This is a genomic window from Pantoea sp. DY-15, assembly GCF_019795935.1.
Classification (GTDB): Bacteria; Pseudomonadota; Gammaproteobacteria; order Enterobacterales; family Enterobacteriaceae; genus Pantoea; species Pantoea leporis.
Genome location: NZ_JAIMIF010000003.1, coordinates 403901 through 428770 on the forward strand (window position 1 = coordinate 403901; position 24870 = coordinate 428770).

Here is a 24870-nt window from a genome sequence, read left to right on the forward strand (position 1 = left end):
GATCGCGCATTTTCTTGCCTGCTGTACGTGGCTGTACCATATTCCCTGAAACGTTTCAGCGTTGTCATTCCGGCTAAGTCCGCGATGCATAGCATCTTTTTACATCATCTAGCTGAAACGATTCAATACAGTAAGCGAGGAGAGATATGTTCCAGCTCGAAGTTCAGGCCATTCATACCGGTGCTAGCGCACAGAATAAAGAAGAGGCCATTCGTCAGGTTGCCGCTGCGTTAACCGCTGCAGGCAATGTGGCCGAAGGCTACGTTAACGGCATGCTGGCGCGCGAACAGCAAACCACCACTTTCCTGGGTAACGGCATCGCCATTCCGCACGGCACCACCGACACCCGCGACCTCGTGCTGAAAACCGGTGTCCAGGTTTATCAGTTCCCGCAGGGCGTGGATTGGGGCGAAGGGCAAACGGCGTATGTGGCGATCGGTATTGCCGCTAAATCGGATGAACACCTCGCGTTGCTGCGCCAGCTCACTCACGTATTAAGTGATGACAGCATTGCTGAACAGCTGAAAACCGCCTCGGCGGAAGATCTGCGTGCGCTGCTGATGGGCGAAAACCAGGCGGCAGAATTCAAATTCGATACCTCGCTGATTGCCGTTGATGTGGCGGCCAGCGATTTAATCACGTTACAGGCACTGAACGCCGGACGTCTGCAGGCTGCAGGCGCGGTGGACGCATCCTTTATTGCTGACGTGATTTCCCGCGCCCCACTGAGCCTCGGTCAGGGCATCTGGCTGAGCGACAGCGCCAACGGCAATCTCGGCAGCGCAGTGGCCGTAAGCCGCGCGGCAGCGCCATTCCAGCATCAGGGCGAAAACGTCGCGCTGTTGCTGACCGTGGCGGCTAACGATCAGCGTCCGTTGGAAGTGCTGGGCTATCTCAGCAATCTGCTGCTGAGCAACAAAGCTGAACGTCTGCTGAAAGCCGATGCCGCCGGTATCCTGGCGCTGCTGACCAGCGAAGTCGATGAAGCTGCCGAGCTGCTGACCGCTGAATTCACCATCCGCAACGAACACGGTCTGCACGCGCGTCCGGGCACGGCGCTGGTGACCGTCATCAAACAGTTCAACAGCGACATCACCGTAACTAATCTCGATGGCAGCGGTAAGCCTGCTAACGGCCGCAGCCTGATGAAAGTCGTTGCGCTCGGTGTGAAAAAAGGCCATCGCCTGCGCTTCACCGCCAGCGGCGAAGATGCACAGCAGGCGCTGAACGCAATTGAAGAAGCGATCAATTCTGGTTTAGGCGAGGGGGTTGCATGAGCCGTCGTGTCGCAACAATTACCTTAAACCCGGCTTACGATCTGGTCGGATACACGCCAGAAATTGAGCGCGGCGAAGTTAACCTGGTGAAAACCACCGGCCTGCACGCGGCGGGTAAAGGCATCAACGTTGCCAAAGTGCTGAAGGATCTCGGTATCGATGTCACCGTCGGCGGTTTCCTCGGCAAAGAGAATCAGGACGGCTTTCAGCAGCTGTTCAGCGAACTCGGCATCGCCAACCGTTTTCAGGTGGTGCAGGGCCGTACGCGTATTAACGTTAAGCTGACCGAAAAAGACGGCGATGTGACCGACCTGAATTTCTCTGGCTTTGAGGTCACCGCGCAGGATTGGGAGCGCTTCACCGCCGATTCTCTCACCTGGCTCGGCCAGTTCGACATGGTGTGCGTCAGCGGCAGCCTGCCAGCCGGCGTGGCGCCAGAAGCCTTCACCAAATGGATGAGCGATCTGCGCACGCTGTGCCCGTGCATCATCTTCGACAGCAGCCGCGAAGCGCTGGTCGCCGGTCTGAAAGCCGCGCCGTGGCTGGTGAAACCGAACCGCCGCGAGCTGGAGATTTGGGCTGGTCGCAAACTGCCTGCGCTGCAGGACGTGATCGGTGCTGCACATGAACTGCGTGAGCAAGGTATTGCGCACGTAGTGATTTCTCTCGGTGCGGAAGGTGCACTGTGGGTGAATGCCTCCGGCGAATGGATCGCCAAACCGCCTGCCTGCGAAGTGGTCAGCACCGTCGGTGCCGGCGATTCGATGGTCGGCGGCCTGATTTACGGCTTGCTGATGCGTGAATCCAGCGAGCACACGCTGCGTCTGGCGACGGCAGTGGCGGCGATGGCCGTCAGCCAAAGCAACGTTGGCGTGAAAGATCGTACCCAGTTGGCCGCGATGATGGCGCGCGTCGACTTACAACCCGTTAACTAACAGCAGGAGAGCGATAATGAAAACGCTGCTGATAAAAGATTCTTCACTGGGACTGGCGTCAGGACATCTGGCGCTGGAACGTTTACGCGCGACGGCGGCACAAGCTGGCCTGACGCTGACCAACAATGCCGCCGAAGCTGAACTGGTGCTGGTTGCTGGCCACAATATGCCAAACGACGCAGAGCTGGCTGGTAAATCGCTGGCGCTGGTTGATGTGCAGCAGGCGCTGCGCGATCCGCTGGCGGCAATCAATCAAGCCAAAGCGAGTGCCAAAACCTGGCAGCCTGCTGCTGCAACCGCTGCCGCGCCAGTAGCTGCGCAGAGCGCTGCTCAGAAACGCATCGTGGCGGTGACCGCCTGCCCAACTGGCGTGGCGCATACCTTTATGGCCGCCGAAGCTATTCAGGCCGAAGCGAACAAACGTGGCTGGTGGGTGAAAGTGGAAACCCGCGGTTCAGTGGGTGCAGGCAACGCGATCACACCAGAAGAAGTGGCGGCGGCCGATCTGGTGATTGTCGCGGCCGATATTGACGTGGATCTGGCGAAATTTGCCGGTAAGCCGATGTACCGTACCTCAACCAGTCTGGCGCTGAAGAAAACCGCGCAGGAGCTGGATAAAGCGCAGGCCGAAGCGAAAACCTATCAGCCGAGCGGCAATCAGGCGGCCAGCGCACAGGGCGACAGCAAAGAGAAAGCCGGTGCCTATCGTCACCTGCTGACTGGCGTTTCGTACATGCTGCCGATGGTGGTTGCCGGTGGTTTGAGCATCGCGCTGTCATTTGCCTTTGGTATCACCGCATTTAAAGAGCCGGGCACCTTAGCGGCGGCACTGATGCAGATCGGTGGCGGCAGCGCCTTCGCGCTGATGGTGCCGGTGTTAGCCGGTTTCATTGCCTTCTCGATTGCGGATCGTCCAGGTCTGACGCCAGGTTTGATTGGCGGCATGATCGCGACCAGCATTAACGCCGGTTTCCTTGGCGGCATCATCGCCGGTTTCATTGCCGGTTACGCCGCGAAGATGCTCAGCAGCAAAGTAAAACTGCCTCAAAGTATGGAAGCGTTGAAGCCGATTCTGATCATTCCGCTGGTGGCGAGTTTGATTACCGGTTTGCTGATGATTTACGTGGTAGGTAAGCCGGTTGCGGGCATCATGACTGGCCTGACAACCTGGCTGGCCAACATGGGCACGGCGAACGCGGTACTGCTGGGCGCGATTCTCGGTGGCATGATGTGTACCGACATGGGCGGCCCGGTGAACAAAGTGGCCTATGCGTTTGGTGTTGGTCTGCTGAGTTCACAAACCTACGCACCGATGGCGGCCATTATGGCAGCCGGTATGGTGCCACCGCTGGCGATGGGCCTGGCGACGCTGGTTGCGCGTCGTAAGTTCAACAAAGGTCAGCAGGAAGGGGGCAAAGCGGCGCTGGTGCTCGGTCTGTGCTTCATCTCTGAAGGTGCTATTCCGTTTGCGGCGCGTGACCCAATGCGTGTGCTGCCGTGCTGTATCATTGGCGGCGCGGTAACCGGTGCGATTTCCATGGCGATTGGCGCGAAACTGATGGCACCGCACGGTGGTCTGTTCGTCCTGCTGATTCCAGGCGCGATTACTCCAGTATTGGGTTATCTGCTGGCGATTGTGATTGGTACTGCGGTAGCGGGACTTGGTTACGCCATCCTGAAACGTCCGGAAGAAGAGCTGGTTAAAGCCGCGTAATCTTCGTCAGACATAAAAAAGGGAGCTGCGGCTCCCTTTTTTTTAATCAGATATTTAACCCTGCTGCTCCGACTTCAACCACGCAATCTCATCCTTCCAGATATCCGGATTAATGGTTTCCAGAATCATGGGAATGCCGTCAAAACGTTTATCTTTCATCAGCCAGCTAAACGCCGTTTTGCCAATATTGCCTTCACCCAGACTGTGATGGCGGTCAACGCGACTGCCCAGCGTGCTCTTGGCATCATTCAGGTGCATACCGCGCAAATACTGGAAACCAACGATGCGCTCAAAGTCGCTGAAGGTCTCGGCGCAGGCTTCTTCGGTACGCAGATCGTAACCGCCCGCAAAGGCGTGGCAGGTATCAATGCACACGCCAACGCGCGACTTATCTTCCACGTGCTCAATAATGGTGGCGAGGTGCTCGAAGCGGAAACCGAGGTTGCTGCCCTGACCGGCGGTGTTTTCGATCACCGCCACCACGCTGCTGGTTTTATCCAGCGCGATGTTGATCGATTCGGCGATACGCTTCAGGCAGGCTTCTTCTTCAATCTGCTTCAGATGGCTGCCCGGGTGGAAGTTCAGCAAGGTCAAACCCAACTGCTCGGCACGCTGCATCTCATCGAGGAAAGCCTCGCGCGATTTCTCAAGCGCTTCCATCACCGGATGGCCGAGGTTAATCAGATAGCTATCGTGCGGCAGAATCTGCGCGGAGGTGAAGTTATAGCGATCGCAGGCGGTTTTGAACGCATCGATCACTTCTCCTGACAGCGGTGCGGCTTTCCACTGGCGCTGATTTTTGGTGAACAGCGCAAAGGCTGTGGCTTCGAGTTCGTGGGCACGGATAACTGCCTGGTCCACGCCGCCTGATGCACTGACGTGTGCGCCGATATATTTCATGCCGCTCTCCTGATTGGGCGATTGCTGCTGCAAAGCTGCCCATCATAGCGGATGCGGTTACGCCATGAAATGTTGCACCAGCACATTGAGTGCTCCGCCGCCAACGATCAACCAGCCAAACATTATCAAGCCGAGCAGCAGCGGTTTCAAACCGGCCTGCTTTAAGGCACTGAAACGTGTGGTTAAACCCAGCGCCGCCATCGCCATCGCCAGCAGCAGATTTGCCAGCTGATTCAGTGTGCCAACAATATTGGCAGGCAGTAGATGCAGCGAGTTAAACAGCGCCACCACAATAAACAGCAGCGCGAACCACGGGAAGCTCACCGCCGAGGATGACTCTGCGCGTTGGTTACGCTGACGTTTCAGCCAGCTGCCGAGAATCAGTAAAAACGGCGCCAGCATCATCACGCGCAGCATTTTGGCAATCACGGCGGTGTTTTCGGCCTCGGCACCCATCGCGTGTCCTGCCGCAACGACCTGCGCTACTTCATGCAACGTCGAACCCGTGAAGATACCGAAATGTTCCGCGCTGACGTTTGGCAGCAGCGACCACAGCAGCGGATAGAGCACGATACCGAGGGTACCAAACAGCACCACAGTCGCAACAGCCACCGCCACTTTTGACGGCGCAGCCTTAACGATAGGTTCACTCGCCAGCACCGCCGCCGCGCCACAAATGCTGCTGCCCGCCCCAATCAGCCACACGGTTTCGCGATCCATCTTCAGCAGACGAATGCCGATAAAACAGGTCAGCAGGAAAGTGGAGCTGAGAACCATCACATCAATCAATACGCCGCTAAGACCGACATCAGCAATCTGCTGTATGGTAATACGAAAGCCATACAGGATGATGCCGAGGCGCAGCAAGCGCTGTTTCGCCAGCATTACGCCGCTGTCACAGGCGCCGGCCATCTGCGGATAAAGGGTGTTACCGAGCACGATGCCCAAAATAATCGCTAACGTCAGCGCACCGAATCCGGCCCCGGCCAACCAAGACTGATTGCTTAACCACGCCGCTGTACCTGCAATTGCGATGGTTAGCAGCAACCCAGGCAGCCAGTGATGTAGATGAAACGGGGTTTTATTGACACTTAACTCAGCCATACTCTTCTCCTCGATGGGCCGGCATAAATGCGCACCCTACAAAACCCTGTAGGGTCGCCATTCATGGCGACCTTCTAACCATCTCTCTCTGCCCTAAGCGTGCGCTGCGCTGGTATAAAAGTAAAATTGATAATATATTTATAATTAACCACAATAAGTAATATAAGGGAAACCGTATGCACATCACATTGCGCCAGATTGAAGTGTTTACCGAAGTGCTGAAGAGCGGCTCGACGACGCAGGCCTCGCAGGTACTGGCGCTGTCGCAGTCGGCGGTGAGCGCCGCGTTAGCAGATTTGGAAAACCAACTCGGTGTGCAGCTGTTTGACCGCGTCGGTAAGCGACTGGTGGTGAATGAGCATGGCCGTTTACTCTATCCGCGCGCCGTGGGTTTGATGGAGCAGGCGGGCGAAATCGAACAGCTGTTTAAGGAAGATAACGGGGCGATTCGCCTGTTCGCCAGCAGCACCATCGGTAATTACCTGCTGCCGGGCATGATCGCCGCCTATCGCCGCGATTTCCCCGCGTTGCCGCTGGAGCTGAGCGTCGGTAACAGTCAGGATGCGATTAATGCGGTGGCGGATTTTCGCGTCGATATCGGTTTGATCGAAGGTCCGTGCCACGAGCTGGATATTATCAGCGAGCCGTGGCTGGAAGATGAGCTGGTGGTGTTTGCCGCGCCGGATGCCGCCATCCTGCAGCAGCCGATTACGCTGGAAGCGCTCGCCGCCGCGCCGTGGATTCTACGCGAGCGCGGTTCAGGCACGCGCGAGATCGTTGATTATCTGCTGCTGTCGCATCTGCCGCAGTTTCAGCTCGGCATGGAGTTGGGCAACTCAGAGGCAATTAAACACGCAGTGCGTCACGGCATGGGCATCAGCTGTTTGTCGCGGCGGGTGATTGAGGATCTGCTGGAAGCCGGCACGCTGGTGGAAGTCGCGATCCCATTGCCGCGCCTGACGCGCACGCTGTATCGCATCCATCATCGACAGAAGCATGTGTCCAAAGCTTTAAGCCGTTTCCTGTCGTATTGCCGTGAATAATCACAGCGCTGATCACGCTGCGGCTAATAATTCCCGGCCGATCATGAAGGTAACTAATAACCCGACGTGAATGCTATACAGCTTGGGGCTAGCTGCTACAATCTCGCCTCATTTTTATCCAGCATAGCGTTTACACATGCATAATGACTCAAAAACAACACAACAACCTGGATTGCGCCGTGAATTAAAAGCGCGTCATCTCACCATGATCGCCATTGGTGGTTCCATCGGTACCGGCCTGTTTGTCGCCTCGGGTGCCACCATTTCTCAGGCCGGACCCGGCGGCGCGCTACTCTCCTATGCGCTCATCGGCCTGATGGTTTACTTCCTGATGACCAGCCTCGGCGAACTCGCGGCCTTTATGCCGGTTTCTGGCTCCTTCTCCACCTACGGTTCAAAATATGTTGAAGAAGGCTTCGGCTTCGCGCTGGGCTGGAACTATTGGTACAACTGGGCGGTGACCATCGCCGTTGACCTCGTCGCCTCGCAGCTCGTCATGAACTACTGGTTCCCGGACACGCCCGGCTGGATCTGGAGCGCACTGTTCCTTGGCCTGATGTTCCTGCTCAACTACATCTCAGTCAAAGGCTTCGGCGAAGCGGAATACTGGTTCTCGCTGATCAAAGTGACCACCGTCATCATCTTTATTGTGGTTGGCGTGTTGATGATCACCGGCATCCTGCGCGGCGCAGAAAACGCCGGCTGGCATAACTGGACCGTGGGCGAAGCGCCGTTCGCCGGTGGTTTTGCCGCGATGATAGGCGTGGCGATGATCGTTGGCTTCTCCTTCCAGGGCACCGAGCTGATCGGTATCGCGGCCGGTGAATCTGAGGATCCGGCGAAGAACATTCCGCGCGCGGTGCGTCAGGTATTCTGGCGAATTCTGCTGTTCTATATCTTCGCTATTCTGATCATTAGCCTGATTCTGCCGTACACCGATCCGAAGCTGCTGCATAACGATGTCACCGATATCGCCATCAGCCCGTTCACGCTGGTGTTCCAGAATGCCGGTCTGCTCTCGGCGGCGGCGGTAATGAACGCGGTGATTCTGACGGCGGTGCTGTCGGCGGGTAACTCCGGCATGTACGCCTCAACGCGTATGCTGTTCAACCTGGCACGCGAAGGTAAAGCGCCACGCATTTTCGGCAAGCTCTCGAAAGGTGGCGTCCCGCGTAACGCGCTGATTGCTACCACTGTGGTGGCGGGATTGTGCTTCCTGAGCTCGAAATTTGGTAACCAGGAAGTTTACCTGTGGCTACTGAACACCTCAGGCATGACCGGTTTTATTGCCTGGTTGGGTATCGCTATTAGCCATTACCGTTTCCGTCGCGGTTATATCGCTCAGGGTCACAATCTGGCCGATTTGCCGTACCGTTCGGGCTTCTTCCCGCTGGGACCGATTTTCGCCTTCATTCTGTGTCTGATCATTACGCTGGGGCAGAACTATCAGGCGTTCCTTGCCGACCGCATTGATTGGTATGGCGTGGCCGCGACCTATATTGGTCTGCCGCTGTTCCTGGTGATTTGGTTGGGCTACAAGCTGACACGCGGCTCGCGCTTTGTGAAATACAGCGAGATGGAATTCCCGACGTTTAAAGAGTGATTGTTGTGTGAAGGTTGCCATTAATGGCGATACGACAATCCTGCAAAGTGCGCAATTATGCGCACTTTTTTTTGGATTTTGTTACTCAGATTGAATTGATAATTATTATCACCTGCACTATTGTGGCTGCCGTTATGATTTCGACAAGAAACGGGTAGAACAATGCGTACCACCGACGCCACACTGCTGGCGGAAAACGGCCTCGAAACCGATACCATGACGCGCTATCGTCAGGTACTGCGCCAGCGACTGATATTAATTGGCGTGCTGGTGCTGGCGATACTGGCGTCAGTGATTCTTGATTTCACGCTCGGCCCGGCTGGGCTCTCCCTCGAAACCTTATGGCAAACGCTGACGCATCCCGATGCGGTCGATGCGGGCACGCGCGTGATTGTCTGGGATATCCGTTTACCGTACGCATTAATGGCGGTGGTGGTGGGCTTCTCGCTCGGCCTCGCCGGTGCAGAGATGCAAACCATCCTGAATAACCCGCTTGCCAGCCCGTTTACGCTCGGCGTCTCGTCGGCGGCGGCCTTTGGCGCCGCGCTGGCAATCGTCCTCGGTATCGGCATTCCCGGCGTGCCGGATCAGTGGTTTATCTCCGCCAACGCGTTTGTGTTTGCGCTGTTTGCCGCCTTAATGCTGGATGGCGTGACGCGCTGGACCAAAGTTTCGACCTCTGGCGTGGTGCTGTTTGGTATCGCGCTGGTATTCACCTTTAACGCATTAGTCTCAATGATGCAGTTCATCGCCAGCGAAGATACCTTGCAGGGCCTGGTGTTCTGGACCATGGGCAGCCTCGCGCGCGCCTCGTGGGAAAAACTCGGCGTATTAACCGCCGCCTTTGCCATCCTGATTCCGTTCTCCATGCTCAGCAGCTGGAAGCTGACCGCGCTGCGCCTCGGCGAAGATCGTGCAGTGAGCTTTGGTATCGACGTGCGCCGTCTGCGCCTGGCGACGCTGCTGCGCATCAGTATTCTCTCCGCGCTGGCGGTGGCGTTTGTCGGCCCGATTGGTTTCATCGGTCTGGTCGCGCCGCACATTGCGCGCATGATGTTTGGTGAAGATCACCGCTATTACCTGCCAGCCAGCGCGCTGGTCGGTGCGCTGGTGCTGTCGCTGGCTTCGGTGGCGTCGAAAAACCTGATTCCCGGCGTGATCATTCCGGTGGGAATTGTGACGTCGCTGGTCGGCGTGCCGTTCTTCCTCAGCATTATTCTGCGTCATCGGGGGACGGTGTAATGGAGCAGGGATTACGTCTGAAGCATTTCTCCGCCGGTTACCCGAAGCGCAAGGTGATTGACGATCTCAACGTGACGGAACTGCCGCAGGGCAAAATCACCGTGTTGCTCGGCCCCAACGGCTGCGGCAAATCGACGCTGTTGCGCGCGCTGGCCGGCTTGGGCAAAGGGCAGGGCGAGCTGTGGCTGAACGGTGAGGAGCTGATGAGCCAGCCGTTTGCGCGCCGGGCGCAGCGTGTGGTTTATCTGCCGCAAAGTTTGCCGGCGGGCGTGCATCTGCACGTGCTGGAGTCGATTATCGTGGCGCAGCGTGCGTCGGGTGGCTTGCACAGCGCCTCGAGCGAAGCGGAGATCATGCATCTACTCGAGCAGCTCGGCATCGCGCATTTAGCCATGCGCTATCTCGATCAGCTATCGGGCGGGCAGAAGCAGTTGGTGGGTCTGGCGCAATCGCTGATTCGGCGTCCGGAACTGTTGCTGCTGGATGAACCGCTCAGCGCGCTGGATCTTAACTACCAGTTCCACGTGATGGATCTGGTGCGTCGTGAAACCCGGTTGCGCAATATTGTGACGGTGGTGGTGGTGCACGATATCAACATCGCGCTGCGTCATGCGGATCACGCGCTGATGCTGAAGGATGGCAATCTGCTGGCGGACGGCGAGCCGTCGAAGGTGATTACGCCGGAGACGCTTGCGCAGGTGTATGGGGTGCGCGGCCGTATCGAGCACTGCTCACGCGGTATGCCGCAGGTGATGATCGACGGGCTGGCGGAGACGTTGGTGTAGTTGGGTGCACGCTGTCCCCCATATGGTGCACGCTGTCCCCCTCATTAGGTGCACGTTGTCCCCCTCCTCGGTCCTCCCCCATTAATGGGGGAGGAAGATGCTGCCATATGTGAGTATTGAAGCTGCATGTGGCAGCATCTCCTTCCCCCGTTTACGGGGGAAGGCCGGGATGGGGGGCAGCCAGCAAGATCTGGAACAACCAGCACAATCACACCAACAAATGCTTCGCGTGGAAACGCAGATGGTCTTCCACGAAGCTGGCGATAAAGAAGTAGCTATGGTCATATCCCGGCTGAATGCGTAACTCCAGCGGGAAACTTTGCTCACGCGCCACCGCTTCCAGTCGCTCTGGACGCAGCTGATCGGCGAGGAACTGATCGCTATCCCCTTGATCAATCAGAATCGGCAAGCGCTGTTCCACGTCACGCATCAACAGGCAGCTATCCCATTCACGCCACGTCTGACGATCTTCCCCCAAATAAGCGGTAAAGGCCTTCTGGCCCCACGGCACTTCGGTAGGATTGACGATTGGCGCGAAGGCAGAAGCCGACGCAAAACGTCCGCCAAGACGCAATGCCAGCACCAGCGCACCGTGTCCGCCCATTGAATGACCCATCACCGACTGACGATCGCTCAGCTTAAAGTTATCCGCCACCAGCTCCGGCAGCTCCGCGCTGAGGTAATCGAACATGCGGAAGTTCGCCGCCCACGGCTGCTGCGTGGCGTTGAGGTAGAAACCTGCGCCCTGGCCGAGATCGTAACCGCTGTCGTTCGCCACATCGTCACCGCGCGGGCTGGTGTCTGGCATAATCAGCACCAAACCCAGCTCCGCAGCCACGCGCTGTGCGCCGGCTTTGGTGGTGAAGTTCTCATCGCTGCAGGTCAATCCGGCGAGAAACCACACCACCGGCGGCGGTGCGTCACTCTGCGGCGGCGGCAGAAAAATGCTGAAGGTCATCGGACAGTTCAGCACCGCCGACTGATGACGCCAGCGCTGCTGCCAGCCACCAAAGATGCGATGCTCTTCTAACAGCTCCAAAGTGGAAGCCATAACGTCTCCTGATTACTTAGTAAAATGCACCACCGTACGGATGGATTTCCCTTCATGCATCAGATCAAAGGCGTCGTTAATCTCTTCCAGCGGCAGGTTATGGGTGATGAAATCGTTCAGGGCGAATTTACCGTCGAGGTAATCCTGCACGATGCCCGGCAACTGTGAACGGCCTTTAACGCCACCAAAAGCGGAACCACGCCATACGCGACCGGTCACCAGCTGGAATGGACGGGTAGAAATCTCCTGGCCCGCGCCAGCCACGCCGATAATCACTGATTCGCCCCAACCTTTGTGGCAGCACTCCAGCGCCGAACGCATCACGTTAACGTTACCGATGCACTCGAAGGAGAAATCGACGCCGCCGTCGGTCAGTTCAACGATCACATCCTGAATCGGTTTATCGTGATCTTTCGGGTTGATCAGATCGGTTGCACCCAGTTTGCGCGCCAGATCGAATTTACTGGTGTTGAGATCGATACCGATGATGCGACCGGCTTTCGCCATCTTCGCGCCGATAATCGCCGACAAACCAATGCCGCCGAGGCCGAAGATCGCCACGGTATCGCCTTCTTTCACTTTGGCCGTGTTCATCACCGCGCCCATGCCGGTGGTGACGCCGCAGCCCAGCAGGCACACTTCTTCAAGAGGCGCTTCTTTGCTGATCACCGCCAGCGAGATTTCCGGAACCACGGTGTATTCAGAGAAGGTTGAGGTGCCCATGTAGTGGAAAATCGGCTTGCCGTCTTTGAAGAAGCGGGTGGTGCCGTCTGGCATCAAACCTTTGCCCTGGGTAGCGCGAATCGCCTGGCACAGGTTGGTTTTGCCCGAAAGACAGAACTTACACTTGCCGCACTCTGGGGTATAAAGCGGGATCACGTGGTCGCCGACGGCCACGCTGGTCACGCCTTCACCCACTGCTTCCACCACGCCGCCGCCTTCGTGGCCGAGGATCGCCGGGAATACGCCTTCCGGATCTTGTCCCGACAAGGTGTAAGCATCGGTGTGGCACACGCCGGTGGCCACGATGCGCACCAGCACTTCACCTTTTTGCGGTGGCATCAGATCCACTTCTTCGATTTTCAGCGGTTCGCCAGCTGCCCAGGCAACGGCGGCGCGGGTTTTAATCATGTTCATGCAATCCCTCTTCCTGTAGATGCGGGGTAAGTGGCCCCGATGGTCGTGATGTCGATAAAACAGAAACTCACTCGGCAACGTGCAGCGGATGCCGCAACTCGTCGTTAACCGGGCGATCGTCAAACAGTTCAATAATCAAGTATTTCAGCGCTTCCACATTGGGTGTAAACGCATCGCGTCGCCACATCAGCCAGGTGGCGGTATCGCGGTAAGCAGGCGGTAGCGCATGTTCCTGCACGCGTGCGCGCGCCGGCATTTGTGCCAGCACCGAGGCGGGAATCATCGCCACGCCCGCGCCGCCGGCCACACACGCCACCATCGCGTGGTAAGACTGTATCTCCATCACGCTGCTCGGCGCGGTTTGGCTTTCGCGATACCAGGCTTCCAGCTTGGTCCGGTAGGAACAGCTGTTGCGGAAAGCAAACAGCGTGTCGCCTTGCACATCGCGCGCGCTGGCAATCGGCGCATGCTCCGGGCTGGTGATCAGCACCATCTGCTCATTAAAGGCAATGCAGCCATTGAGATCGTCGTGTGCCACCGGGCCATCCACCAGCGCGGCGGCCAGCGTGCCTTCGCGCACTTTGTCGATGATTTCACCGGAGGTATTGGTGATCAGCGACAGCTCCACCGCCGGAAAACGCTGGTGATAGGCCGCCAAAAGGGCAGGGAGGCGCGTCGCGGCGGTGCTCTCCATTGAACCGAGCGCGAAGTTACCGCCCGGCTCACCGGCGCGCGCCATGTTCAGCGCTTCATCGCTCAATGCCAGGATGCGCTGCGCATAGTTAAGAAAATTGTGGCCCATCGGCGACAGGCGAATGCGTTGCTTCTCACGAATAAACAGATCAACGCCAATTTCATCTTCCAGCTGGCGCAGACGCGTGGTGAGATTGGAAGGTACGCGATGGAGTTGCTCGGCGGCACGGGCCAGCGAACCGGATTCGGCCACGGAGCAAAACATGCGGAGCTGTACTAAATCCATATTCTCTTCTCGTAAACAACTTGGTTAGTATTATTCACTTTCCGTGAGTTTAAACGTCATGCATGCTAGTGACAAGTGATAAAACATCCTGAGGTCGGTATGGCGTTTCGTGTCGCGCTTAGCGCGTTCTTAAGTTTAGTGGTTGCGATGGGGATTGGGCGATTTGCTTTTACGCCGCAGGTTCCGCTGATGATTCATGACCATCAACTGACGCTCACCAGCGCCAGCCTGGTGGCGGCACTCAACTATCTTGGTTATCTGTTTGGCTCGTTTGATGCGATGCGCGCGCGCAACCGCGTCGAGTGGCGTTTACAGGCGGGCGTGTGGGGCGCAGTGATTTTAACGCTGCTCTCGGCCTGCGTCAGCGGTACGTGGTTACATGGCCTGATTCGTTTCCTGATTGGCTGGGCCAGCGGCTGGGCGATGGTGTTGCTGGCGGCATGGGCCAGCGATCAGCTGCATCATCACGGACGTCCGGGCTTGCTGGCGGCGGTATTTGCCGGACCCGGCACCGGCATCTTTATCAGCGGCATGCTGGCGGTGGCGCTGCACGCCAGCGGTGTTAGCGCGGCCTTTGCGTGGGCGGCTTACGGTTTGCTGGCGCTGTTGTTGATTGCCGCGATTGCGCGTTTCCTGCCGCGTACTGGTCAATTGCATCGTCCCAATCAAGCTGCATCGCCGCTGGTGCTGAATGGCGATCTTAAGCGATTGGTACTGAGCTACAGCCTCGCCGGCTTTGGCTACATTCTGCCCGCCACCTTTATGTCGCAAATGGCGGCGGCGCGTTTTCCTGACAGCGCCTTTGCCCAGTTCGTCTGGCCAGTGTTCGGTGGCGCGGCGGTGATCGGCATCGTGTTAGGCATCCTGACGCGTCACTGGGGCAGCAGCCATGTGCGTCTGGCGATGGTGCTGTGGGCGCAGGCGTTGGGCGTTATCGCCGCGATTGTGCTGCCCGGCTTAAACGGCCTGATGCTGGGTGCGGCGCTGATTGGCGGCGGCTTCCTGTGTGTGGTGCAACTGACGCTGCAATATGGGCGTGAGCTGGCACCGCAGCATGCGCGCTATCTTGCCGGTTTGCTCACCACCGGTTATGCGGTCGGGCAACTAGGTGGTCCGCTGCTGTCGTGGATTTCCAGCATGCTGTGGCATCAACTGGAACCGGCGCTGTGGGTGGCGGGCGCCAGCTTAATCCTTGCGGGAATGCTGGTTTTACGTCGCCGCACGTGATGAAAAGCTTATCAGAATGATTACTGGATTAAGGGCGCGGAGTATTTCACAATACGCGCTCAGAATTTCCCCCGTGGGCGAAAACCCGCGGGCGCATCACCTGTCGGAGAAGAGTAAATGAGCACCTTAAGTCAGGAAGCCGCCCTGGTTCACGAAGCGCTGTTGGCGCGTGGTCTGGAAACGCCGTTACGCGCCCCGGTGCGTGAAATGGATGACGCCGCGCGTAAACGCGAAATTGCCGGCCACATGACGCAAATCATGCAGCTGCTGAACCTGGATCTGGAAGATGACAGCCTGATGGAGACGCCGCACCGCATCGCCAAGATGTATGTGGATGAGATTTTCTCAGGTCTGGATTACGCCAACTTCCCGAAAATCACCGTCATCGAAAACAAGATGAAAGTGGATGAGATGGTGACGGTGCGTGATATCACGCTGACCAGCACCTGCGAACACCACTTTGTGATTATCGATGGTAAAGCCACCGTGGCCTATATCCCGAAAGAGAAAGTGATTGGCCTGTCGAAAATCAACCGTATCGTGCAGTTCTTTGCCCAGCGTCCGCAGGTGCAAGAGCGCCTGACGCAGCAAGTGCTGGTGGCGCTGCAAACGCTGCTTGGCACCAATAACGTTGCGGTGTCAATTGATGCGGTGCATTACTGCGTGAAAGCGCGTGGCGTAAAAGATGCTACCAGCGCCACCACCACCACCTCGCTGGGTGGCTTGTTCAAATCCAGCCAGAACACGCGTCAGGAGTTTTTGCGCGCGGTTCGTCACAGCTAATCTGTTTGGGCAACAGCCTGTTGCCCGATTTCCTCTCTCCGTCAGGGCACTCGATGCAACGCTATCTCGCGCTGGATTTCATTCGTGGTTGCGCCATTCTCGGCATCTTGCTGCTGAACATTGTCGGCTTTGCGTTGCCATCGGCCGCCTATCTCAATCCGGCGTGGCGCGGTGAGGCTGCTACGTCTGATGCCTGGACGTGGGCAATCATGGATGGCCTGGCGCAGCTGAAATTCCTCACGCTCTTTGCCTTGCTGTTTGGTGCCGGCCTTTATATGCAGGCGCCGCGCGGCAGCCGCTGGATGTCGGCGCGTCTGACGCTGCTGGTGCTGCTCGGTTTCATTCACGGCATCTTTTTCTGGGAAGGCGACATCCTGCTGGATTATGGCCTGATTGGGCTGATTATCTGGCGCATGCTGCGTGATGTGCCTTCCGACCGCGCTTTGTTACAAACCGGCGCATTACTCTATCTGGTCGGCTGCGGCGTGCTGCTGATTTTCGGCGCGGTCTCCAGCCCCAATCCCACGCGATCCTGGCTGCCGGGTGCGGCGGACCTGCAGTATGAAAGCTACTGGAAACTGCTCGGCGGTTGGGAAGCGGTGCAGAACCGGCTGGATCATCTGTCATCCGGCTTGATGGCGCTGGCATCGCAATATGGCTGGCAGCTGGCGGGTTTGATGCTGATTGGTGCGGCATTGATGCGCAGCGGCTGGCTCAGCGGGCAATTTAGCGTGCAGCACTATCGCCGTTCGGCGGCGCTGCTGCTGACTATCGGCTGGCTGATCGCCATTCCCGGCATCGCCGCGCAGTGGATGATTGGCTGGGAATTCCGCTGGACCGGCTTTTTCCTGCAGGTGCCGCGCGATCTCGCCAGTCCGTTTATCAGCCTCGGTTATGCCGCACTTTGCCTGGGATTCTGGCCGCAAATTGCGTCAACGCGTGTCAGCTACGCCATTCAATGCGTTGGCCGCATGGCCTTGAGCAATTACCTGTTACAGACGCTGATTTGCACCACGCTGTTCTACCGCTTTGATCTGTTCCTCAGGTTCGATCGACTGCAGCTGCTGGCCTTTGTACCGGCTATCTGGCTGGTTAATATCCTGTTTTCCGTACTGTGGCTGCGCGTCTTCCCGCAAGGCCCAATGGAGTGGATCTGGCGCAAACTGACACGTCTTGCCGCGGGAAAAGCTGATCCTTCCTCCTCGCTCAGATAATGATGTTCATCACAAAGGTTGCAGAATTGTATGTAACCGTTTTCATTGCTGTGACGTGATTCACGTAGTCGTTTCACATGCCCTGACAGAATAGCGCCGTTACGCGCTTGTCGCGCATTTTCAGCCTCTGTGGAACAGCTGCATGATAACGATTCGTGATGTCGCCCGTCAGGCCGGTGTGTCAGTAGCCACCGTGTCGCGTGTGCTCAACAACAGCAGTGCAGTCACCGCCGATACCCGGGAAGCCGTGCTGGCCGCCGTTGATGCGTTAGGCTATCGCCCGAACGCCAACGCGCAGGCGCTGGCTACGCAAATCAGTGACACCATTGGCGTGGTGGTGATGGATGTTTCCGATCCCTTCTTTGGCGCGCTGGTAAAAGCGGTGGATACCGTGGCGCAGCGCGTACATAAACACGTGTTAATCAGTAACTCCTGGCATCAGGAAGAGAAAGAACGTCACGCAATTGAGGTGCTGATACGTCAACGATGTAACGCATTGGTGGTGCACGCGAAAACGCTTTCAGACGCCGAACTGACGCAGTTTATGGATCAGGTTCCCGGTATGGTGTTGATTAACCGCACAATTCCTGGTTATGAACACCGCTGCGTTTGCCTGGATAACGTCACCGGCGCGCAGGTAGCCACGCGCATGTTGTTACAACAGGGACATCAACGCATCGGCTTTCTTAGCTCCAGCCACCCGATTGAGGATGTGACGCAGCGGCGTGAAGGCTGGCTGCAGGCCTTGTCAGAGCAGGGAATTCGCCCGCAGGAGTCATGGATTGCGCATGCTGAACCCGACATGCAAGGCGGCGAAGCAGCGATGGTGGAATTGCTGGGTCGTAACTTACATTTAACAGCAGTGTTTTCCTACAATGACGGCATGGCGGCCGGTGCATTGACCGCTTTGAAGGACAACGGCATCCAGGTTCCGCAGCATTTCTCTGTCATTGGCTTTGATGATATTCCCATCTCCCGCTATACCGATCCGCAGTTAACCACGGTCCGTTATCCTATTGTTTCTATGGCGAAACTCGCCACGGAATTAGCGCTCAAAGGTGCCGCAGGCGAGCTGGATCAGCTGGCTACACACTGCTTTATGCCCACGCTGGTGCGTCGCCATTCTGTTGCCCAGCGGCAAATTGTGGAGTCGGTCACTAATTCAGGCGATAGCCCAGTGTAACCGTTTCCAATCTGTGATTGCATTCACAGTTAATTAACATGCCGCTCACTATGATGGCAGCGTCTTACCGGACTGAAACATCATGTAACGCTGAGAAATCCTCTTCCCAGCCGGTTTCAGTAGCCGATTGAAATAGTTCACAACACTCTTCAGGAAGCGTTTACCTACAGGGAAGTCAGGATTGCGATGGTGGCCCGGCTTTGCGTTACGCGTCCGCCCATTATCAGGTTTACAACCGACGGCGCTGTTTGCCCGCAGGCAAATAGCGCAATGAAATGCCCTACATAAAAAACCGGAGATACCATGAATAAGAAGGTTTTCACGCTCACAGCACTGGTTGCCAGCATGATGTTTGGTGCAACTGCGCACGCCGCCGATACCCGCATTGGCGTGACCATCTACAAATACGACGACAACTTCATGTCGATGGTGCGTAAGGACATTGAGAAAGAAGCAAAATCATTGGGCGGCATTCAGCTTTTGATGAATGACTCTCAGAACGACCAGTCTAAACAGAACGACCAGATTGACGTGCTGATGGCGAAAGGCGTGAAAGCGCTGGCCATCAACCTGGTGGATCCGGCTGCTGCGGCAGTGGTGATTGATAAAGCGCGTGGCAACGATGTGCCGGTGGTGTTCTTCAACAAAGAACCTAACGCCAAAGTGCTGGCCAGCTACCCGAAAGCGTATTACGTCGGTACCGACTCTAAAGAGTCAGGCATCATCCAGGGTCAGCTGATTGAGAAGCATTGGAAAGCCACGCCAGCCTGGGATCTGAACAAAGACGGTACCATCCAGTTCGTACTGCTGAAAGGCGAGCCGGGCCATCCGGATGCCGAAGCGCGTACCAAATACGTGATCGATACCCTGGACAAAGACGGCCTGAAAACGCAGCAGCTGGCGATGGATACCGCGATGTGGGATACCGCACAGGCAAAAGACAAAGTTGACGCCTGGCTCTCTGGCCCGAACGCCAACAAGATTGAAGTGATCATCGCTAATAACGATGCGATGGCGATGGGTGCGGTTGAAGCGCTGAAAGCGCACAACAAAACCAGCATTCCGGTGTTTGGTGTCGATGCACTGCCAGAAGCGCTGGCGCTGGTGAAATCAGGCGCGCTGGCCGGTACCGTGTTGAACGATGCGGAAAACCAGGCGAAAGCGACGCTGGATATTGCTAACAATCTGGCCAATGGCAAAGAGCCAACCGCAGGCACTAACTTCAAGATGGACAACAAAATCGTACGTGTTCCTTACGTACCAGTAGATAAAGAAAATCTGTCGCAGTTTGTGAAGTAATTCATCCTGGGCGCGGCATATCGCCGCGCCTTATTGCATCTGACCAACGCTTTATTTAGCCAGGTAAATTATGGCCAGTGAGAATCCGACCACACAGCGTGAATATCTGCTGGAGATGACGAATGTCTCGAAATCATTTCCAGGGGTTAAAGCCTTAGATAATGTGAATTTAAAAGTGCGGCCGCACTCTGTTCATGCATTAATGGGCGAAAACGGCGCCGGGAAATCTACATTATTAAAATGTCTGTTTGGGATTTATAAAAAGGATACGGGGAGCATCCTTTTTCAGGGTGAGGAAATTGATTATAAGAGCTCCAAAGAAGCGCTGGAAAATGGCGTTTCCATGGTGCACCAGGAATTAAACCTGGTTCTGCAACGCAACGTCATGGATAACATGTGGCTTGGCCGTTATCCACGTAAGGGCGTGTTTGTCGATCAGGATAAAATGTATCGCGATACTAAAGCGATCTTTGATGAATTAGATATTGATATCGATCCGCGCGATAAAGTTGCCACCTTATCGGTGTCGCAGATGCAGATGATCGAAATCGCCAAAGCCTTCTCCTATGACGCCAAAATCGTCATTATGGATGAGCCGACATCATCGCTGACCGAAAAAGAAGTGAACCACTTGTTCACGATTATTCGTAAGCTGAAAGATCGTGGCTGCGGCATTGTGTATATCTCGCACAAGATGGAAGAGATATTCCAGCTGTGTGATGAGATCACAATTTTGCGTGACGGACAGTGGATCGCCACCCAGCCGCTGGAAGGTCTGGACATGGACAAAATCATCTCGATGATGGTTGGCCGTTCATTGAACCAGCGTTTCCCGGACAAGACCAACGTGCCGGGGGAAACCATTCTTGAGGTGCGCCATTTAACCTCACTGCGCCAGCCGTCGATTCGTGATATCTCGTTCGATCTGCGTAAAGGTGAAATTCTTGGTATTGCCGGTTTGGTGGGCGCTAAGCGTACCGACATCGTCGAAACCCTGTTTGGCATTCGCGAGAAGTCAGGCGGTACAATTAAGCTGCACGGCAAGAGTATTAATAACCACAGCGCCAACGAAGCCATTAACCACGGCTTTGCGCTGGTGACGGAAGAGCGTCGCTCCACCGGTATTTATGCGTATCTGGATATAGGCTTTAACTCGCTTATCTCCAATATTAAAAAGTATAAATCCAGCATGGGGCTGCTCGATAATAAACGCATGAAAAGCGATACCCAATGGGTCATTGATTCGATGCGCGTGAAAACGCCGGGTCATCATACGCAAATTGGTTCGCTTTCCGGTGGTAACCAACAGAAAGTGATTATTGGTCGCTGGTTATTAACGCAGCCGGAAATATTGATGCTTGATGAACCGACGCGCGGGATTGATGTAGGCGCGAAATTCGAAATCTACCAACTTATTGCTGAGTTGGCGAAGAAAGAGAAGGGCATCATTATTATCTCTTCTGAAATGCCAGAACTGTTGGGTATTACCGATCGTATTTTAGTGATGAGTAATGGCCAGGTAGCAGGCATTGTTGATACCAAAACGACCTCGCAGAATGAAATCCTGCGTTTAGCGTCATTACACCTTTAATGAAGCAAGGGCTTTAACATGAAAGCGACTACTAAAAAGAATGCGCTAACCTGGTTAAAAGAGGGCGGCATCTACGTTGTCCTGTTTGTACTGCTGGCAATTATTATTTTCCAGGATCCAACCTTCTTAAGTTTAATGAACCTGAGTAACATTCTGACTCAATCTTCGGTGCGTATTATTATCGCACTGGGCGTGGCCGGTTTGATTGTCACCCAGGGTACCGACCTTTCAGCGGGTCGCCAGGTTGGCTTAGCGGCGGTGGTTGCAGCCACGCTGCTGCAGGCAATGGATAACGCGAACAAGGTGTTCCCGCATCTGGATACCGTGCCAATTCCGGTGGTTATCCTGACCGTGTGCATCATCGGCGGTGTGATTGGTCTGGTGAACGGGGTGATCATTGCTTACCTCAAGGTAACGCCATTTATCACCACCTTGGGCACCATGATTATCGTTTACGGCATCAACTCACTCTATTACGACTTCGTGGGTGCATCGCCGATTGCCGGTTTCGATCCTGGCTTCTCCAAATTTGCTCAAGGCTTCCTGCGTTTCGGTGATTTTAAGCTGTCGTTCATCACCTTCTACGCTGTGATTGCCATCGTCTTTGTTTGGGTGCTGTGGAATAAAACCCGCTTCGGCCGAAACATCTTCGCTATCGGTGGTAACCCGGAAGCAGCGAAAGTGTCTGGCGTGAACGTACCGTTCAACCTGATTCTGGTGTATGCATTGTCTGGCGTGTTCTACGCGTTCGGCGGGATGCTGGAAGCGGGCCGTATCGGCAGCGCCACCAACAACCTCGGCTTTATGTATGAGCTGGATGCGATTGCGGCTTGTGTGGTCGGCGGCGTGTCGTTTGCTGGTGGCGTGGGTTCCGTGGCGGGCGTGGTGACCGGTGTCATCATCTTCACTGTGATCAACTACGGTTTGACCTACATCGGCGTTAACCCTTACTGGCAGTACATCATCAAGGGCGGCATCATCATCTTCGCCGTGGCGCTGGATTCACTGAAGTACGCACGAAAAAAATAAGACATCACCCAGCAAACAAAGGGCCGCGCAATGCGGCCCTTTTTGCATTGGCGGTCGCCATAAATGGCGTCCCTACAAAAAATGCACCGGCCACACTTACTTCTGCAGTTTCTCTTCCAACTCTAAAAGCTGCTCCGGCGTCACCGCCGGATAACTCTGCGCATCTTCCGGCACTTCATGCACCGCAGGAATCGGCACTAACGGGCCGAGGAAACGCGGCTCGCGCTTCATCAAATACAAATCCGCCAGCGCACCCAAACGTGCACCCACTTCGCGGAAACGTACCGACAACATGTTTTTCGGCGATGGCACCGCATAACACTGCGCCTGAATCCCCAGATGCTGCGCGATATACAGCGCGCGTTCGCAGTGGAAGCGCTGAGTAATGATGATGAAATCGTTGGTATCGAACACTTTGCGCGTGCGCACAATTGAATCCAGCGTGCGGAAGCCAGCGTAATCCAGCACGATGTCCGACGGCGCTACGCCCGCTTTGATCAAATCGCGGCGCATGGTCATCGGTTCGTTATAGCTTTGCTGCGCATTATCACCGCTCAGCAGCAGGTAATTGACCTTACCGCTGTTATAGGCGTTCAACGCACCCTGAATGCGATAGAGGTAATACTGATTGATAACGCCTGTGCGGTAATACTTGGCTGTGCCCAAGACCACGCCGACCTGACGATGCGGCAGCGAGGTGACATCTTCGTAAATAAAGGGCGCGGTTTTCCAGCTGATCCAGCGATCCAGGCCGAGCGCGGTCGCCACCATCAGTAAGATGATGAAAAACAGACCAAAGAAAACGCGTTTAATCATGCGCGCGGGCACTCGGTTGGCAGAATTCAGAATGGATAAAGGCTACTTGAGGCGGGCGGGGGAAGCAAGTAAACGCCAGTTGGCTGACGTTTTTTTAAACGTTGCCGGATCTAAATGATCCGGCAACGAATTTATCAGATCGAAGTACGACGATAGTTACGATACTGCGGCAGCCAGAAGTTGTTGCTGACAGCTTTCGACAACACATCTTCCGACGTCACCACCGCCACGCCCGCCAGCTGCGCGGCTTTACCCACTTCGATGGCAATCAGCTTGGAAACGCCCTGAATGTCTTTGATCTCCGGCAGAACCGGACCTTCACCATCGTTAACCAGCGGCGAGCAGTCGGCCAGCGCGCGGCTGGCGGTCATCAGCATCGAATCCGTCACGCGACTGGCGCCCGCCGCGATAACACCCAAACCAATACCAGGGAAGATATAGGAGTTGTTGCACTGGGCGATTGGATAGGTTTTACCTTTCCAGGTCACCGGCGAGAACGGGCTGCCGGTGGCAACCAGCGCGGCGCCATCGGTCCAGGCAATGATGTCGGCTGGCGTCGCTTCAACGCGTGAAGTCGGGTTCGACAGCGGCATAACAATCGGACGCTTGGTGTGCTTGTGCATCTCGCGGATGATCTCTTCGGTGAACAGGCCAGGTTGGCCAGACACGCCGATCAGAATATCCGGTTTGGCGTTGCGCACCACGTCGAGCAGCGAAATTGAGTCGCTGCTGGTGTCCCAATCTTTCAGGCTGTCGCTCTTCTGCACCAGCTTGCTCTGGAAATTGAGCAGGTTCGGCAGCTTGTCGGTGAGCAAACCGAAGCGATCGACCATCATCACGCGGGCACGCGCTTCATCATCGCTCAATCCTTCCGACTTCATTTGCGCGATGATCTGCTCAGCGATACCGCAACCGGCAGAACCGGCACCGAGGAACACCACTTTCTGCTCGCACAGGCGGCTGCCGGCAGCGCGGCTGGCGGCGATCAGGGTGCCGACGGTCACTGCGGCGGTGCCCTGAATATCGTCGTTGAAGCAGCAGATCTCATCGCGATAGCGCTCCAGCAGCGGCATGGCGTTTTTCTGCGCGAAGTCTTCGAACTGCAACAGCACGTTCGGCCAGCGACGATTCACTGCCTGAATAAACTCATTGACGAACTCTTCGTACTCTTCGCCAGTGATACGCGGATGACGCCAGCCCATATAGAGCGGATCGTTCAGCAGCTGCTGGTTGTTAGTACCGACATCCAGCACCACCGGCAAGGTATAAGCCGGACTGATGCCGCCACACGCGGTATACAGCGACAGTTTACCGATTGGGATGCCCATGCCGCCGATACCCAAATCGCCGAGGCCGAGAATACGTTCGCCATCGGTCACCACGATCACTTTGACATTCTGCTTGGTGGCGTTCTGCAGCATGTCTTCAATGCGGTCGCGATTGTTATAAGAGATGAATACGCCACGCGCGCGACGGTAGATTTCAGAGAAGTGTTCACAGGCGGCGCCGACCGTTGGGGTGTAGATAATCGGCATCATCTCTTCGAGATGATTGTCGAGCAGGCGGTAGAACAGGGTTTCGTTGGTGTCCTGGATGTTGCGCAGATAGACATGCTTGTCGTTGTTGTTTTTAAAATCCAGGAACTGGCGCCAGGCACGTTCTGCCTGCTCTTCAATGGTTTCTACCGCTTCGGGTAGCAAGCCGTTGAGGTTAAATTCGTTACGTTCTTCGAGGGTGAAGGCGCTGCCTTTATTCAACAGCGGAAATTCCAGCAGGATCGGACCCGCATAAGGAATATACAGCGGGCGTTTACTTTCGTAGTCGAGTTCCATGCAGTGCTTGCTCCGGTTGCAGTGTTTTCTGACGTATCGCCGGGAAAAGGTAACGCCAGTCCATCTTGAAGTGAAGAGGTTCTGGCGCCCGATCCTATGAAAATTCCTGCAGATGTACAGCTTTTG

The 24870-nt window shown here is 56.0% G+C and carries 21 protein-coding genes; 14 read left to right on the forward strand and 7 right to left on the reverse strand.

The annotated features are described in order from the left end of the window. Positions 1-146 precede the first annotated feature (146 nt). Genes fruB through fruA form a run of 3 tightly spaced genes read left to right on the forward strand, consistent with a single transcriptional unit; the run spans position 147 to position 3926 of the window. Positions 147-1277: a fused PTS fructose transporter subunit IIA/HPr protein gene (gene fruB, locus K5Y32_RS14475; protein ID WP_101763701.1), complete on the forward strand. Its 1131-nt coding sequence runs from the start codon at positions 147-149 to the stop codon at positions 1275-1277. Beyond that, positions 1274-2212 (forward strand): 1-phosphofructokinase, encoded by a 939-nt coding sequence (gene fruK / locus K5Y32_RS14480; RefSeq protein ID WP_101763702.1) that lies wholly within the window; start codon positions 1274-1276, stop codon positions 2210-2212. Before fruB ends, fruK begins: the two co-directional genes overlap by 4 nt. Positions 2213-2228: 16 nt before the next feature. Beyond that, positions 2229-3926 (forward strand): PTS fructose transporter subunit IIBC, encoded by a 1698-nt coding sequence (gene fruA, locus K5Y32_RS14485; RefSeq protein ID WP_222184703.1) that lies wholly within the window; start codon positions 2229-2231, stop codon positions 3924-3926. A 54-nt stretch (positions 3927-3980) separates the two neighbouring features. On the opposite strand, the gene nfo is transcribed toward fruA, so the two are convergent. Both nfo and K5Y32_RS14495 read right to left on the reverse strand, forming a co-directional pair. Beyond that, on the reverse strand, positions 3981-4826 hold the full coding sequence (gene nfo, locus K5Y32_RS14490) for a deoxyribonuclease IV (protein WP_101763704.1): 846 nt from the start codon (positions 4824-4826) through the stop codon (positions 3981-3983). Between the two features lie 57 nt (positions 4827-4883). Continuing rightward, positions 4884-5930 (reverse strand): YeiH family putative sulfate export transporter, encoded by a 1047-nt coding sequence (locus tag K5Y32_RS14495; RefSeq protein WP_222184705.1) that lies wholly within the window; start codon positions 5928-5930, stop codon positions 4884-4886. Between the two features lie 176 nt (positions 5931-6106). On the opposite strand from K5Y32_RS14495, the gene yieE reads away from it, so the two are divergent. From yieE to K5Y32_RS14515, 4 genes are all read left to right on the forward strand, one after another. Next, entirely contained in the window at positions 6107-6973 is an 867-nt protein-coding gene (gene yieE, locus K5Y32_RS14500) for a DNA-binding transcriptional regulator YeiE (RefSeq protein WP_101763706.1), read from the forward strand. Positions 6974-7109: 136 nt separating this feature from the next. Beyond that, positions 7110-8576, forward strand: coding sequence for an amino acid permease (locus K5Y32_RS14505; protein WP_222184707.1), 1467 nt, complete (start codon positions 7110-7112; stop codon positions 8574-8576). Between the two features lie 162 nt (positions 8577-8738). Further along, on the forward strand, positions 8739-9818 hold the full coding sequence (locus tag K5Y32_RS14510; RefSeq protein ID WP_222184708.1) for an iron ABC transporter permease: 1080 nt from the start codon (positions 8739-8741) through the stop codon (positions 9816-9818). Further along, a complete protein-coding gene (locus K5Y32_RS14515) occupies positions 9818-10603 on the forward strand; it encodes an ABC transporter ATP-binding protein (protein WP_222184710.1) in 786 nt (261 codons plus the stop codon). Before K5Y32_RS14510 ends, K5Y32_RS14515 begins: the two co-directional genes overlap by 1 nt. Before the next feature lie 208 nt (positions 10604-10811). Here K5Y32_RS14515 and fghA read toward each other — a convergent pair whose 3' ends face one another. The 3 genes from fghA to K5Y32_RS14530 form a co-directional block, all read right to left on the reverse strand. Beyond that, entirely contained in the window at positions 10812-11654 is an 843-nt protein-coding gene (fghA, locus tag K5Y32_RS14520; protein ID WP_222184712.1) for an S-formylglutathione hydrolase, read from the reverse strand. Positions 11655-11666: 12 nt separating this feature from the next. After that, positions 11667-12791 (reverse strand): S-(hydroxymethyl)glutathione dehydrogenase/class III alcohol dehydrogenase, encoded by a 1125-nt coding sequence (locus tag K5Y32_RS14525; RefSeq protein WP_064739274.1) that lies wholly within the window; start codon positions 12789-12791, stop codon positions 11667-11669. Positions 12792-12858: 67 nt separating this feature from the next. Beyond that, positions 12859-13770 (reverse strand): LysR family transcriptional regulator, encoded by a 912-nt coding sequence (locus tag K5Y32_RS14530; protein ID WP_101763711.1) that lies wholly within the window; start codon positions 13768-13770, stop codon positions 12859-12861. 99 nt (positions 13771-13869) lie between these two features. Here K5Y32_RS14530 and K5Y32_RS14535 point away from each other — a divergent pair, with 99 nt between their 5' ends. From K5Y32_RS14535 to mglC, 7 genes are all read left to right on the forward strand, one after another. Further along, positions 13870-14997, forward strand: coding sequence for a YbfB/YjiJ family MFS transporter (locus K5Y32_RS14535; RefSeq protein ID WP_222184714.1), 1128 nt, complete (start codon positions 13870-13872; stop codon positions 14995-14997). A 117-nt stretch (positions 14998-15114) separates the two neighbouring features. Continuing rightward, positions 15115-15780, forward strand: coding sequence for a GTP cyclohydrolase I FolE (gene folE, locus K5Y32_RS14540; protein ID WP_049852430.1), 666 nt, complete (start codon positions 15115-15117; stop codon positions 15778-15780). A 53-nt stretch (positions 15781-15833) separates the two neighbouring features. Continuing rightward, positions 15834-16994 carry a DUF418 domain-containing protein YeiB gene (yeiB, locus tag K5Y32_RS14545; protein WP_101763713.1) on the forward strand — a complete coding sequence of 387 codons (1161 nt, stop codon included), beginning with the start codon at positions 15834-15836 and terminating at the stop codon, positions 16992-16994. Between the two features lie 142 nt (positions 16995-17136). Then, the gene (gene galS, locus K5Y32_RS14550) at positions 17137-18177 is read left to right on the forward strand and encodes an HTH-type transcriptional regulator GalS (protein ID WP_222184716.1); all 1041 of its coding nucleotides are present in this window, start codon (positions 17137-17139) and stop codon (positions 18175-18177) included. A gap of 303 nt (positions 18178-18480) precedes the next feature. Next, positions 18481-19476 carry a galactose/glucose ABC transporter substrate-binding protein MglB gene (gene mglB / locus K5Y32_RS14555; protein ID WP_222184717.1) on the forward strand — a complete coding sequence of 332 codons (996 nt, stop codon included), beginning with the start codon at positions 18481-18483 and terminating at the stop codon, positions 19474-19476. Between the two features lie 70 nt (positions 19477-19546). Next, positions 19547-21067 (forward strand): galactose/methyl galactoside ABC transporter ATP-binding protein MglA, encoded by a 1521-nt coding sequence (gene mglA / locus K5Y32_RS14560; protein ID WP_110866613.1) that lies wholly within the window; start codon positions 19547-19549, stop codon positions 21065-21067. Between the two features lie 18 nt (positions 21068-21085). Then, entirely contained in the window at positions 21086-22096 is a 1011-nt protein-coding gene (mglC, locus tag K5Y32_RS14565) for a galactose/methyl galactoside ABC transporter permease MglC (RefSeq protein ID WP_007889502.1), read from the forward strand. Positions 22097-22192: 96 nt separating this feature from the next. Here the strand turns inward: mglC and sanA are convergent, their stop codons facing one another. Together sanA and K5Y32_RS14575 are read right to left on the reverse strand one after the other, a co-directional pair. Beyond that, positions 22193-22912 carry an outer membrane permeability protein SanA gene (gene sanA, locus K5Y32_RS14570; protein ID WP_008104952.1) on the reverse strand — a complete coding sequence of 240 codons (720 nt, stop codon included), beginning with the start codon at positions 22910-22912 and terminating at the stop codon, positions 22193-22195. Positions 22913-23046: 134 nt separating this feature from the next. After that, entirely contained in the window at positions 23047-24744 is a 1698-nt protein-coding gene (locus K5Y32_RS14575; protein ID WP_176972365.1) for an NAD-dependent malic enzyme, read from the reverse strand. Positions 24745-24870 lie beyond the last annotated feature (126 nt).